We start from the raw sequence: 13130 nt of genomic DNA on the forward strand, positions 1-13130 counted from the left end.
GCGCCCGCCCCGGGGCGGCGGACCGGCGGGATTCGGCTGGAGAGAGGAACGATGGACATCTCCGCCCTGATGCTCTCGCGCATCCAGTTCGCCTTCACGGTCTCGTTCCACATCATCTTCCCGGCCTTCACGGTCGGACTGGCGGCCTGGCTCGCCTTTCTCCAGGCGCGGGCGATGATCTCGGGCGAGCCGGTCTACGACCGCCTGTTCGACTTCTGGCTCAAGATCTTCGCGGTCGCCTTCGGGCTCGGCGTCGTCTCGGGCATCGTCATGGCGTTCCAGTTCGGGACCAACTGGAGCGAACTCGCCCGCCGCACCGGCCCGATCCAGGGTCCGCTCCTCGGCTACGAGAGCTTCACGGCCTTCGCGCTGGAAGCCTCGTTCTTCGGCGTACTGATGTTCGGCCGCGCCCGGGTGCCGCGCTGGTTCTACCTGTTCGCCTGCCTGATGGTCTGCCTCGGCACCAGCCTGTCGTCGTTCTGGATCCTCGTGAACAACTCGTGGATGCAGTACCCGACCGGGTTCGCCCTGCGCCCGGACGGCGTGTTCGTGCCGACCGACTGGGGGGCGATCATCTTCAACGGGGTCGTCTGGGTCCGCTTCCCCCACATGGTCCTGGCCGCCTACGTCACCACCAGCTTCTGCGTGGCGGCGACGGGGGCGTGGTCCATGCTGCGGGGCCGGGACCGCGCCGAGGCCCGCGCCATGGTGCGGATGGGGCTCGGCCTCGCCGCGATCCTCGTGCCGCTGCAGCTGTTCTTCGGCCACCTCACCGGCGACTACGTGGTCCGGCACCAGCCCTCGAAGATCGCCGCGATCGAGGGCCACTGGGAGAGCCAGGCGCCGGCCGGCGAGATCCTGTTCGCCTGGCCCGACGAGGCGCAGGAGAAGAACCACTTCGTCATCGCCCTGCCGGCCCCCGCCGGCAGCCTGATCGACGACGGCACCCTCACCGGCAAGGTGATCGGCATCAAGGACATCCCCAAGGCCGACCGGCCGCCGGTGCTGATCCCGTTCTTCGCCTTCCGCATCATGGTCGGCTGCGGGCTGCTGATGCTGGCGCTGGCCTGGGGCGGCATGGCCTTCTACGCCACCGGCCGGCTGGAACGCGCGCGCTGGCTGCAATGGGCGATCTTCCTGTCCTTCCCGCTGGGCTTCGTCGCGACGCTGACCGGGTGGTTCACGGCCGAGGTCGGGCGCCAGCCCTGGACAGTCTACGGCCAGCTGCGCACCGCCGACGCGGCGACGCCGTTTTTGACCTCCCCGCAGGTGGCGACCTCGCTCGCCGTGTTCGGCGCGGTCTACGCGCTGATCTTCGCGGCGGGCACCGTCTACATCTACCGCATGCTCAAGGCCGGCATCCTGCCGACCCCGGCCCATGCCGGCAGCGCGGCCAACCCCAAGCGGCCGCTCGCAATGCCGGGCAACAGTCCCGGCACCCCCAGCAGCAATCCGGCGGAGTGAGCGGCCGTGATCGAATTCTGGGCCGCCGCCCTCGCCCTCACCCTGATGCTCTACGTGCTGCTCGACGGGTTCGACCTCGGCGTCGGCATGCTGTTCGGGATCGCCCCGGACGAGACGGCGCGCCGACACATGATGCAGGCGATCGCCCCGGTCTGGGACGGCAACGAGACCTGGCTGGTGCTCGCCGCCACGATCCTGTTCGGCGCCTTCCCGACGGTCTACGCGCTGCTGCTCTCGGCCTTCTACCTGCCGCTCCTCCTGATGCTCGCCGCCCTGATCCTGCGCGGCGTCGCCTTCGAGTTCCGCTACAAGTCCCGGCGGCTGCGGCGGGTCTGGGACGCGGGCTTCGTCGGCGGCTCCTACTGTGCGGCCTTCGTGCAGGGCGTGACGGTCGGGGCGCTGGTGCAGGAACTGCCGGTGCGCGACGGGCTCTACGCCGGCGGGGCGTTCACGTGGCTCACGCCGTTCTCGCTGCTCTGCGGGCTCGGCCTGTGCCTCGGCTACGCGCTGCTCGGCGCCGCGTGGCTGTGCGGCAAGACCGAGTCCGACGTGCGCGACCTCGGCTTCCGGCTGCTGCCGCGGCTCCTGTTCGGGGTGCTGGTCTTCCTCGGCGCGGCCTTCGCGTACGCGCTGGCGATGAACCTGCGGGTGCTCCACCGCTGGCTCGAGCGGCCCGAGATGCTGGTCCTGCCCCTCGTGGGGGCCGCGGCCTGCGCGGGCCTCCTCTACGCGGTGCGGCGCCGGAACGACGCCCTGCCCTTCCCGCTGGTGGCGCTGATCTTCGCCGCCGCCTTCGCCACGCTCGCGGCCTCGTTCCTGCCCTACATGGTGCCGTTCAGCGTGACGGTGACCGAGGCGGCGGCGCCGGAGGCGAGCCTGTCCTTCCTGTTCTGGGGCGCCGGGATCGTGGTCCTGCCGATCACCCTGATCTACACCCTGGTGGTCTACCGGGTGTTCAAGGGGAAGGTCGACGTCGCCGAGCACTATGAGTGAGCCCGCGACCGGCCTCCCGGCCCCGCCCCGGCCGCTGAGGCCGCGCCGTGGCCGGTGAGGTCGCGCTCGACGACGACGCGCCGGGGCTCCTCCGGCGCGCCGCCGCGTGGTGGCCGCGCGAGGCCGCCGAGGCCGTGCGCATCGCCCTCACCGCGATCGCGGCGATCTGGCTCGCCATGTGGCTCGAGTTGGCGCTGCCGCACTGGGCCGGCTGGACGGTCATCTCGGTCACGCTCGCCACCCGCGCGGCCTCCCTGCGCAAGAGCCTGTGGCGGGCCGGCAGCACGCTGGTGGGCGTCACGGTCGCGATGGTGCTGGTGGCCAATTTCGCCCAGGCGACCCTGGCCTTCGACCTCGCGCTGGCCCTCTGGATGGGCCTGCTCACCGCGGCCTCCAGCGTCGAGAGCGGCCAGCGCGCCTACGGCTTCGCCTCGATGGGCTTCACCGTGCCGATCATCGCGCTGGCCGACGTGCAGAACCCGGAGGCCGTGTTCCAGATCGGCGTCGACCGCTGCTCGACGATCCTGCTGGGGATCGGCTGCGCCTACGCGTCGAACGTGTTCGTGGCGCCGGGCGTCCCCGCCGTCAGCCGCGTGCTGGCGGGACGGCTCGAGGCGGCCGCCGAGGCCTGCGACGCCTGGATGGCCGCCCTGCGGCGGGGCGAGCGGCCCGGCCCGATGCCGATCGCCGCCGTCATGACCCTGGGCGAGGAGGTCACCGACACGTTCACCGAGCAGCCCTCCCTCCGCTCCGGCGGCCGCGGCATCCGCAACGCCGCCCCCCGGCTGCGGCGGGTGCTCGCCGCGGGCCTGCTGCGGGCGCTGCTGCCGGACAGGCCGGGCTCGCGCTCGACCGACCTGATCGGGGCAGGCGGGGCGATCGCCGTCCGGCAGATCGGGCGCGTCCGGGTCTCGGCCCGGCTCCTGCGGGCCGGCGGGCGCGTGGGCCGGCGGCGGGTGCCGTTCCGCCCGCACCTGCTCCTGTGGAACGACCTGGACTGGGACGGCTGGCACGCCTTCGACAATGGCCTGCGCACCGCCGCCGCCGTCCTGCTCGTCAACGGCTTCTGGTACGCCACCGGCTGGTCGCACGGGGCGGGCGCCGCGACCTGGGCGAGCCTCGTCTGCGTCCTGCTCGCCGCCCATGCCGACCCGCGCGCGGAATCCCGCGCCTTCCTGGTCGGCGCGCTGCTCGCCGGCGTGGTCGGGCTCACCGTCCGCTACACCCTGCTGACGACCTCCGGGAGCTTCGCGCTGCTGGCCGCGGTGCTGCTGCCGGTGGCGATGCTGGCGGTGGTCGGCCGCGCCGACAAGCGCGCGATCTACGGGATCGGCTTCGGCTTCTTCGTCTTCGGCGTGCTCGATCCCAAGAACCCGATGACCTACGACCTCGCCGACTCGCTCAACACCGTGCTGGCCGAGTTGCTCGGCATGGCGGTGGCGGCGATCGCGTTCGCTGCCCTGCCGCCGCCCGTGAGCGCCGCGACCCTGCGCCTTCGGGCCCGCCGCCGGCTCGTCCGGTCGGTGCGCGGCGCGGCCCTCGACCCGGCGCTCCTGCTGCCGCCCCGCGACCGCTACCTCGCCCGGGGCTTCGGCCGGCTCGCCCTGATCGGGGCGGACGACGCGGCGGCCCGGAGCGGCGAGCGTCTGCTCGTCGTCGGGCTCCTGCTGCTCGCCCTGCGGGAGACGGACGACCGGGAGGGCCGCCGCGTCGGCCGGGCGGTCTGGGCGCGGCTCGCCGCGTCCCGTCCGGCGGGGCCGGAGACGGCGCCGGATCCCTTGCGCGATCTCGCCGACCGGGCGACCCTGCCGCTCCAGGCAGAGCGCATCGGGGCGCTGGCCGCCCTCGTGTCGGATCTCGACCGCGCGGGCTGGCCGAACCTCGATCCGGGAGGGCGGGCGTGATCGGCGTGGTCGGGTTGCGGGCGGTCGACGTGCTGGGGCTCTTCGTCGAGCCCGCGGTGATCTGCCTGCTCGCCGCCCTGGTGATCACCTGGGGCCTGCGCTGGATCCTGGACCGGATCGGCATCAACCACCTCGTCTGGAACCGCGCCCTGTTCGACTTCAGCCTTCTGACCGCCGTGACGGCGCTGCTGATCCTGTCCCTGCGCGTCCAGGGCCCGTGACATGGCCCCGAACCCGCGACCGTCGCTGCGCGACTGGCAGCCGCCGCCCGCCTACAACGTCGCCGCCACCCTGCTGGCGCTGGCGGCGGCCGTGGGCCTCGCCTATCTCGCCTTCCTCTACTACGCCTACACGCCCTGGACCCGGGACGGGCGCGTGCGCGTCTACACCGTGCAGGTGGCCCCCGAGGTCTCCGGGACGGTGGTGGCGGTCCGGGTCCGCGACAACCAGTTCGTCCGCAAGGGCGACGTGCTGTTCACGATCGACCCCGGCACGTTCAGGAACGCCGTGACCCAGGCCGAGGGCGCCCTCGCCAGCGCCCGGGCGCGAGCCGGGTACCTCGCGGGGATCGCGCAGCGCACCGCCGATCTCGACGACCTCGCCACCACGCCGCAGCAGAAGCAGACGACCAGCGGTCAGGCGCAGGCCGCCCAGGCCGACGTGGTCCAGGCGGAGGGCGCGCTGGCGCAGGCGCGGCTCAACCTGGAGCGCACGACCCTGCGGGCGACCGTGAACGGCTGGGTCACCAACCTGCTGTTGCAGGAAGGCGGGTTCGCCACCACGGGGCAGCCGGCGCTGACGCTGGTCAACGGCGACAGCTTCTGGATCGAGGGCTATTTCGAGGAGACGCAGCTCCCGCGCATCGGCGCGGGCGACGCCGCGCGCGTGTCGCTGATGGCGTGGCCGGACCGTCCGATCCGAGGGCGCGTCACCGGCCTCGGCCGCGGGATCAGCGTCGCCGACGCCGCCCCGGGCGTCCAGGGGCTGCCGACGGTCAACCCGATCTTCACCTGGGTCCGGCTGGCGCAGCGGGTGCCGATCCGGATCGACCTCGACGACGTGCCCTGCCCGATCGTGCTGGCGGCCGGGATGACGGCGAACGTCGCGATCCTGGCCGAGACGGCCGGGCCCCCGGACGCCCTGCCGCCCGACCGGCGCACGGGCGCGGCCGCCGGCCAGCGCTGCGACGGGACGCCGGTCGTCGAGTCGCGGCGCTGACCGATCGCGCCGTGCCGGCCGGGAGAACCGGGGCGGCTCGCCGCGTTAGACCGGCAGGCGCGCCGACGCGCGGCGGCCGCGATCGCGACGAGGATCCGATGGACTACAGGCAGTTCGGACGCTCAGGCCTCACCGTACCGGTGCTCAGCTTCGGCACCGGCACCTTCGGCGGCACGAACGAATTCTTCCAGCGCTGGGGGCAGACGGACGTCGCCGAGGCGACCCGCATGGTCGATCTCTGCCTCGAGTCCGGCGTCAACTTCTTCGACACGGCCGACATCTACTCGGGCGGCGCCTCGGAGGAGATCCTGGGGCAGGCCCTCAAGGGCAAGCGCGACCGGGCGCTGATCTCCACCAAGGCGACCTTCCGGTTCAACGACGAGCTGAACCAAGTCGGCTCCTCGCGCTACCACCTGGTCCGCGCCTGCGAGGCCAGTCTGAGGCGGCTCGGCACCGACCATATCGACGTCTACTTCATGCACGGCTTCGACGCGCTCACCCCCGTGGACGAGACGCTGCGGGCGCTGGACGACCTCACCCGCGCGGGCAAGATCGGCTATATCGGCGCGTCCAACTTCTCGGGCTGGCAGCTCATGAAGGCGCTCGCGACCTCCGAGCGCCACGGGCTCGCCCGCTACGTCGCCTACCAGGGCTACTACTCCCTGATCGGCCGCCACTACGAGTGGGAGCTGATGCCGCTCGGCCTCGACCAGGGCGTCGGTCTGATGGTCTGGAGCCCGCTGGGCTGGGGCCGCCTCACTGGCAAGATCCGCCGCGGACAGGCCAACCAGAGCGGCCGCATCGCCGCCGGCGGTGCCGAGGGCGGGCCGCCGGTCTCCGACGACTACCTGTTCGGCGTGGTCGACGCCCTCGATGCCGTGGCGGCCGAGACGGGCAAGACGGTGGCGCAGGTCGCGCTCAACTGGCTGCTGACCCGACCGACCGTGTGCAACATCGTGGTCGGCGCTCGCAACGAGGAGCAGCTGAAGCAGAATCTCGGCGCCCTCGGCTGGACACTGACGGCCGAGCAGGTCGCCCGCCTCGACGCGGCGAGCCAGGAGACGCCGATCTACCCGTACTGGCACCAGCGCGGCTTCGACGAGCGCAACCCCAAGCCGACCCCCTGGTAGGCCGTCGCCCCGGCCGGGACGATCGGGCGATTTTTCGGAAACGATGCGTTTCGATCGTTTCTGTTCCAACCCGGTCGCTCCCGGTCCAGGATGCCTGCGGACGGGGGACCGCCCCCCCGCGCGAAGGAGCAAGGCGATGAGCTGGCACAGTGCCGAGGACCCGATCCCGGGCGACCATTTCAGCTGCGACGCGATCCAGACCCTGATCGTGCCCCGCTCGCGCGATCTCGGCTCCTTCGCGGTGCGCCGGGCGCTGCCCTCCACCGAGTGCCGGATGGTCGGGCCGTTCATCTTCTTCGACCAGATGGGCCCCTCGGAGTTCCTGCTCGGGCAGGGCATGGACGTGCGGCCGCACCCGCATATCGGCCTCTCCACCGTCACCTACCTGTTCGACGGCGAGATCATGCACCGCGACAGCCTCGGCACGGAGATGCCGATCCGGCCGGGCGAGCTGAACTGGATGACCGCCGGCCGCGGCATCACCCACTCGGAGCGCACCGCCCCGACGCTGCGTCAGACCGGCTCCCGCCTGTTCGGCATCCAGAGCTGGGTCGCGCTGACGGACCGGGACGAGGAGAACGCCCCCGCCTTCGAGCACTACGACGCCGCCGCGCTGCCGGTCCTCACCGGCGAGGGCAAGACCGTCCGGCTGATCGCCGGCGAGGCCTTCGGGGCGCGCTCGCCGGTCCGGACATCGAGCCCGATGGTCTACGCCGACGTGGCGCTCGAGGCCGGCGCCGTGCTGCCCCTCGATCCGACCTACGACGAGCGGGCGCTCTACACGGTCGCGGGCGCCATCGAGATCGCCGGCGACGGGTTCGGCCCCGGCCAGCTGCTGGTGTTCCGGCCCGGCGACCGCATCAGCGTGCGCGCCACGGAATCGGCCCGGTTCATGGTGCTGGGCGGCGAGCCGATGGACGGCCCACGCCACCTGTGGTGGAACTTCGTCTCGTCCCGGCCCGAGCGGATCGCGCAGGCCAAAGAGGATTGGCGGCAGGGCCGGTTCGACACCGTGCCGAGCGACGCCGAGTTCATCCCGCTGCCGGAGGACCCGCAGCCCGTCCGCTATCCCTGAGGCGTCGCGCGGGTATCGCCTCGGCGGCGCAACCCTAGCGCGAACATTAAGGAGTTGTTAACCATTTTGCGTCGGTGTGAGGCGGACGCCGATGCCTCACCGGAGGCTTGCGCTGGACCCTGTCGGCAGGACGCGTGATGGAACAGACGAAGCACTCCAAGGCCGAGGCGCTGGACCAGATCGATGTCGTCGCGCGCGACGCCCGCGAGCCGACGACCCGGATCCGCACCGGCAACCTCGTCCTGCTCGCCGCGGACGAGCGCGTCTCGGCGCAGGGGCGCAACCAGGCCCCGTCGCCGGTCGAGCGGTGGCCCGACCTGCTGGAGCGGGTGCAGGGCGCGGCGCGCTACATCCGGGACGTCGAGGACCGGGCGCAGGAGCAGGAGACGCATGTCCAGGAGCTGCTGCGGCAGGTGCGCGCCGACATGGACGCGGCCCGCGCCCAGGTGCTGGCGGCCGAGCGGGAAACCCACGAGGTCCACGCGCAGGCGATCAAGCTGATCCAGGCCGCCGAGGACCGGGCCGCGGCCGCCGAGGAGCGGGCCGCGGCGGCGGAGCAGATGCTCCAGCGCATCGCCGAGACGATCGACGCGGAGTTCGTGATGCAGCCGGGCGGCCAGGCGCCCGGACAGGCGGACAGCACCCAGGACGCCCGCAACCGGGCCTGCGCGACGCGGGCGGCCTCGTGACCGGCGCGGGTCAGGCGGAGTCGCCACGGCGATGAACGCGGCGTTCTGGGCCCAGCTCGACGCCCGCATCGCTCGCGCGCGCGGAGAACCCGCGGAGCCCGCCCCGGCACGCGCCGGCGACCTCCGGACGACCGATGCGCCGCCCACAGCGGAGGCTCGCGAAGCGCTTCGCGAACCCGACCCGGATCGCCCGGCGCGGCCGGTGGCGGACTGGAGCCAGATCCTCGACACACTGTCGGCCGCGAGCGTCGCGGCCCAGGCGCAGGATCAGCGCCTGCGCCAGCAATCGACCACCTGCGAGACGCTGGCCGCGGATCTGGAGGCCGCCCAGCGGGAGATCCAGGCCCTGCGGGCGCTCCTGGAGGAGACGCGGGCGCAGGCGGCGCGGCAGGTCCACGATCGCGAGACCGAGGCCGACCGCCGCGTCCGGGACGCTGAGGCGCGCGCCGAGGCCGCGACCCTGCGGGCGTCGGCGGCCGAGGACTGGCTGAAGCGGATCGAGCAGGCCAGCCGGGACCTGCGGCCCGACGGACGGCACGCGGCCGCCTGAGGCCGGGACCGCCAGCCGCGCGGAGGCCGGTCGGATCAGGCGGCGCGCTCGCTCGGCACGCCGAGGCCGATCGAGCGCGCCAGCACCGACCGCCGCTCGGCGTATTCCTTGGCGACCATCGGGTAGTCCGCCGGGAGGCCGTAGCGCTCGCGATAGCTCTGCGGGTGCAGGCCGTGGGCGGTGAGGTGGCGCTTGAGCGTCTTGTAGCGGCGCCCGTCGATGAAGCTCACGATGCCGTCGGGCCGGATCGAGTTGCGGATCTGCGCAGCGGTGGGCCGGTCGCGCGGCGCGTCCAGATCCGCCGCCTCGATCGACGCCGTCCCGCGGCCGGCCAGCGCGGTGAGCGCGTCGTGACACTGCGCGATCAGGGACGGGAGATCGGCGGTGGAAACCCGATTGTTCGATACGTAGGCAGCGACGAGCCCCGCCGTCAGCACGATATTGGTTTGAGGGCTGACAAGGGTCGAATCGGACACGTTTTAGGCTCCTGGAAAGGTCAAGAACCTTGATAAGTCGGCCCGCGCCGTTGCGCTTGCCTGAGAGCGTGCTACCGTTTTCCCAAGCGCGCGCGGCGAAGTATGAATACAAGAAGTTGTGATGAGGACTTTGTTCTCGACGGCGGATTTCAAGCCGAAAGACAGTTTCCGCCTCTGGCGTGAAACGATCTTCGAGCGGATCGTGCCGGTCGAACTCACGCCTGCCGGGGCGCGCAGTTTCACCGGCACCCTGGAGGCCGCCGAGGTCGGGCCGCTGCTGATCACGCGCGTGACGCAGAGCGCCGTCACCACCGTCGCGACCCCGGACACGATACGCCGGCACGGCAAGCACGAGACACTCAACGTCGCGATCACGCTCAGGGGCCGCGTGTACAGCGCGCAGGACGACCGCACCGCGATTCAGAATCCCGGCGACATCGTCGTGATGGACCGGCGGCCGGCGACGATGGCCTCCGAGGTCGACACGCAGACGCTGTTCGTCGAGGTGCCGCGCGAATCCCTGGAGCGCGCCCTCGGCTCGACGCGCCGGTTCACGTCCCTCACGATCGGTGCGGATCAGGTCGGCACGTCGATGGTCACGACCTTTTTCCAGGAGCTGGTCCGCAATGCCGGGCGGCTGACCCCCGACATGTCGAACCGCATGGCGTCGGTCGGCGTCGATCTCATCGTCGCGAGCATCGCGGAGCGCCTCGCGCACGAGACCCCCAAGAACATCCAGGGGGTTGTGATCTTCCAGCGCGCCCTGGCCCATATCGAGGCCCATCTCGGCGACCTGAACCTGGATCCCGCCCGACTCGCGGCGGCCGTCGGCGTGTCGCTGCGCCACCTCCAGGCCCTGTTCCGCGAGCAGGATCGCAACATCGCGGACTGGATCTGGCGGCGGCGCCTGGAAATCGCCGCGCAGCGCCTCGGCGATCCCGGCTTCGCCCATCTGGCCGTCGGTGAGCTGGCCTATAGCTGCGGATTCTGCACCCAGAGCCATTTCAGCCGACGTTTCAAGGACAGCTACGGGATCTCGCCGAGCGAGTACCGGTGGCGCAACCGGGGCGTGCCCGACCTCGTCGGCTGACGACCCGCTACTGCAGGACGGCACCCGCGGTGTTCGCGCGGATCCATCCCGGAGCGAGGATGTCGCCGCCCTCGGTGATGATCCAGGGATTGGCATCCTCGGCGTCGATCGCCGCGACCGCGGCGGCGAGGGCCGCCCGCAGCGTGGGGAAGCTGTGTGACACGGCCACCCGGGCGGGCGCGTAGCCCGGCCAGAGGGTCAGCTCGGCGGGTCGGTCGAGATCGGTCGGGAGCATGGGTCGTGCGGGGCTGGAGGGGCACGCCGCCTGGGCCGCAGGCGTGCGGGGAAGCGGATGGAGGACGGGCGCGCGGTCAGGCGGCTCTCGGCTTGGGCCGGGGCACGCGCACCTCGACCATCTGCCCGGTCGTCGGATTCAGGATCAGCATGTCAGCACGTCTCCGGTGGAACTGCCCGTAGAACGCCCGCCGATCGCGCCCGGATCGGGGCGGTCGGCGCAATTGTCCGGTTTGGGTAAACCAACTGTTCACCGTGGCGGCACGCCGTTCATCCGCCCCGTCTCGGCGTCAGAATACAACCGAGCGTCGTGAAGGCGGAGGGCCGCGCGCGTACCGTTTTAGGCGTAGGATCCGGCGGAGCGGTGCCGATCAGGTGCCGGGGGCGGGCCCCGCACCGATCCGACGGGCGTCAACGAGACGGCCGTCCCGCGGGCAGACAAAAGCCCGCCACGGTGGGACCGGGCGGGCGGAGTGGCGGCATAGGGTCGGGAGGTTCGCCGTGACGGCGAATTGCCATCCCGCCCATGACGGCCGCGTGACGGCCGCGTGACCGTCGCGTGACCGTCGCGCGACGCTCGGTCGATCGGTCAGACCCGTTCCGGCTCCGCCAGCAGGATGGCCGCGCGGATGGCGGCTCGGCGCAGCCCGGCATCGGCCCAGGGCTGATCGATCAGCGTCCGGGCGAAGGGATGCGAGGCCACCGCCGCCGCGGGATCGATGCGGAAGCCGTCGCCGAACGCCACCGAGCCGGGCGTTGGATCGGCCAGATAGGCGTCGACGACGGCCGAGACGTCGTCATCGACGATATCCAGGGTCGTGAACAGGTCGAGAGTCATCGGGCGCTTCGCCATGGCGGCGATATAGCCGCGCCACCGCGACAGGATCACGACTCCCGCACCGTCTCCGCGCCGCGATCAGTACGCGGCCGGCACGACCATCGCGGCGGGGACCGGGCCGCGCACGTAGTCGGCGTGCCGCAGGCGCTCGGGCAGATGGACCGGCGGGTGCGCCACGCTGCCGTAGGGGATCTGGCCGAGCAGGTGGCTGATGCAGTTCAGCCGGGCCCGCCGCTTGTCCACGGCCTCGACCACCCACCAGGGCGCCTCGGGGATATGCGTCCGGGCCAGCATGTCCTCCTTCGCCCGGGTGTAGTCCTCCCAGCGTCGACGCGACTCGACATCCATGGGCGACAGCTTCCACTGCTTCAGCGGATCGTGGATCCGCATCTGGAAGCGGAATTCCTGCTCGGCATCGGTGATCGAGAACCAGTATTTGACCAGGACGATGCCGGAGCGCACGAGCATGCGCTCGAACTCGGGGACCGACCGGAAGAACTCCTCGACCTCCGCCTCGGTGCAGAAGCCCATGACCCGCTCGACGCCGGCGCGGTTGTACCAGGAGCGGTCGAACAGCACGATCTCGCCGCCGGCGGGCAGATGGGAGACGTAGCGCTGGAAATACCATTGCGTCCGCTCGCGCTCGCTCGGGGCGGGCAAGGCGGCCACGCGGCAGACGCGGGGATTGAGGCGCTGGGTGATCCGCTTGATCACGCCGCCCTTGCCGGCCGAGTCGCGGCCCTCGAACAGTACGACGACGCGCAGCTTCCGATCCTGCACTCAGTCCTGGAGGCGGACCAGCTCGTGCTGCAGCCGGAGCAGTTCGCGGAAGTAGACGCTGCGATCGAGCCGATCGGGCGGCGCGCCGCCGAACTCGGCCGCGCACCGGTCGAGGCGCTCCTCCTCGAGCCCGAGTTCCAGCTCCTCGTCGTAGCTGTCGGCGAGGTCGCGCCGGATCGCCTCCAGGGTGTGATCCAGGGTGGCATCCAGGGCAGAGCTGTCGTCGGGCCGCATCGCCGGTTCTCCTGCGCGTCGCGGGGCCGAGCTAGAGCAGTGTTCCGTGACACGCCTGAGAAAGCGCCGCGCCGTCGGCGGCCGATCCCATGTCGCGCCCGTGATCGTTCCGGCATACGGTCTCGCCACCGATCGGGGCGACCGGAGATGCGTCATGGCTGGAGAAGCGACGAGGGCCACGCCGCAGCGTCGGCGGGACGACCCGGACCCGGCGCGCGCCGAGGGCGAGAAGGTCGGCGCGCGCATCGATGCCGCCTTCGAGAAGCTCGCCGGGAAGCTGCGCGCCCGCGCCGACAAGGCCCAGGCCAAGCTCGACGCCGCGACGAAGGCCGACAGGCGCGCGGTGCTGATGCGCCGCTACGAACTCTACGCGGACGCGGCGGCCTATCTCGAGGAGCGGTTCGTCGATCGCGGGGAGCGATCCGCGTGATCTCCATCGACCCGGCCGGGCGCGG

At 72.0% G+C, this 13130-nt stretch carries 14 protein-coding genes and 1 pseudogene; 11 read left to right on the forward strand and 4 right to left on the reverse strand.

Going from position 1 to position 13130, the window contains the following annotated elements:
- Positions 1 to 51: 51 nt before the first annotated feature.
- The 9 genes from ACLBXO_RS07525 (at position 52) to ACLBXO_RS07565 (ending at position 9023) form a co-directional block, all read left to right on the forward strand.
- Complete coding sequence (locus ACLBXO_RS07525; protein ID WP_447684997.1) at positions 52 to 1464, forward strand: cytochrome ubiquinol oxidase subunit I; 1413 nt, start codon at positions 52 to 54, stop codon at positions 1462 to 1464.
- A 6-nt stretch (positions 1465 to 1470) separates the two neighbouring features.
- Positions 1471 to 2457 (forward strand): cytochrome d ubiquinol oxidase subunit II, encoded by a 987-nt coding sequence (gene cydB / locus ACLBXO_RS07530; protein ID WP_447684998.1) that lies wholly within the window; start codon positions 1471 to 1473, stop codon positions 2455 to 2457.
- Positions 2458 to 2504: 47 nt separating this feature from the next.
- On the forward strand, positions 2505 to 4361 hold the full coding sequence (locus ACLBXO_RS07535) for an FUSC family protein (protein ID WP_447684999.1): 1857 nt from the start codon (positions 2505 to 2507) through the stop codon (positions 4359 to 4361).
- A complete protein-coding gene (locus ACLBXO_RS07540) occupies positions 4358 to 4582 on the forward strand; it encodes a DUF1656 domain-containing protein (protein ID WP_331301698.1) in 225 nt (74 codons plus the stop codon). The genes ACLBXO_RS07535 and ACLBXO_RS07540 overlap by 4 nt, the downstream gene beginning before the upstream one ends.
- A gap of 1 nt (position 4583) precedes the next feature.
- On the forward strand, positions 4584 to 5579 hold the full coding sequence (locus ACLBXO_RS07545; protein ID WP_447685000.1) for an HlyD family secretion protein: 996 nt from the start codon (positions 4584 to 4586) through the stop codon (positions 5577 to 5579).
- Positions 5580 to 5677: 98 nt separating this feature from the next.
- Positions 5678 to 6709 carry an aldo/keto reductase gene (locus ACLBXO_RS07550; RefSeq protein ID WP_331316736.1) on the forward strand — a complete coding sequence of 344 codons (1032 nt, stop codon included), beginning with the start codon at positions 5678 to 5680 and terminating at the stop codon, positions 6707 to 6709.
- Positions 6710 to 6845: 136 nt separating this feature from the next.
- Positions 6846 to 7784, forward strand: a complete 939-nt coding sequence (locus ACLBXO_RS07555; protein ID WP_447685001.1) for a pirin family protein — start codon at positions 6846 to 6848, stop codon at positions 7782 to 7784.
- Positions 7785 to 7921: 137 nt separating this feature from the next.
- Entirely contained in the window at positions 7922 to 8473 is a 552-nt protein-coding gene (locus tag ACLBXO_RS07560; RefSeq protein WP_331316739.1) for a hypothetical protein, read from the forward strand.
- A gap of 202 nt (positions 8474 to 8675) precedes the next feature.
- Positions 8676 to 9023 (forward strand): hypothetical protein, encoded by a 348-nt coding sequence (locus ACLBXO_RS07565; RefSeq protein ID WP_447685002.1) that lies wholly within the window; start codon positions 8676 to 8678, stop codon positions 9021 to 9023.
- A gap of 35 nt (positions 9024 to 9058) precedes the next feature.
- On the opposite strand, the gene ACLBXO_RS07570 is transcribed toward ACLBXO_RS07565, so the two are convergent.
- Positions 9059 to 9499 carry a MucR family transcriptional regulator gene (locus tag ACLBXO_RS07570; protein ID WP_447685003.1) on the reverse strand — a complete coding sequence of 147 codons (441 nt, stop codon included), beginning with the start codon at positions 9497 to 9499 and terminating at the stop codon, positions 9059 to 9061.
- Between the two features lie 121 nt (positions 9500 to 9620).
- Between ACLBXO_RS07570 and ACLBXO_RS07575 the strand changes: the two genes are divergently transcribed.
- A complete protein-coding gene (locus tag ACLBXO_RS07575) occupies positions 9621 to 10589 on the forward strand; it encodes a helix-turn-helix domain-containing protein (RefSeq protein ID WP_447685004.1) in 969 nt (322 codons plus the stop codon).
- Between the two features lie 7 nt (positions 10590 to 10596).
- On the opposite strand, the gene ACLBXO_RS07580 is transcribed toward ACLBXO_RS07575, so the two are convergent.
- The 3 genes and pseudogenes from ACLBXO_RS07580 to ppk2 form a co-directional block, all read right to left on the reverse strand.
- Complete coding sequence (locus ACLBXO_RS07580) at positions 10597 to 10824, reverse strand: hypothetical protein (RefSeq protein WP_020091033.1); 228 nt, start codon at positions 10822 to 10824, stop codon at positions 10597 to 10599.
- Positions 10825 to 11412: 588 nt separating this feature from the next.
- Entirely contained in the window at positions 11413 to 11712 is a 300-nt protein-coding gene (locus ACLBXO_RS07585) for a hypothetical protein (RefSeq protein WP_331316745.1), read from the reverse strand.
- Positions 11713 to 11739: 27 nt separating this feature from the next.
- A pseudogene (ppk2, locus tag ACLBXO_RS07590) lies at positions 11740 to 12675 on the reverse strand (polyphosphate kinase 2).
- A gap of 154 nt (positions 12676 to 12829) precedes the next feature.
- On the opposite strand from ppk2, the gene ACLBXO_RS07595 reads away from it, so the two are divergent.
- The gene (locus ACLBXO_RS07595; protein ID WP_331316747.1) at positions 12830 to 13105 is read left to right on the forward strand and encodes a hypothetical protein; all 276 of its coding nucleotides are present in this window, start codon (positions 12830 to 12832) and stop codon (positions 13103 to 13105) included.
- The last annotated feature ends 25 nt before the right edge of the window (positions 13106 to 13130 follow it).

Source organism: Methylobacterium sp. C33D, from assembly GCF_053345825.1.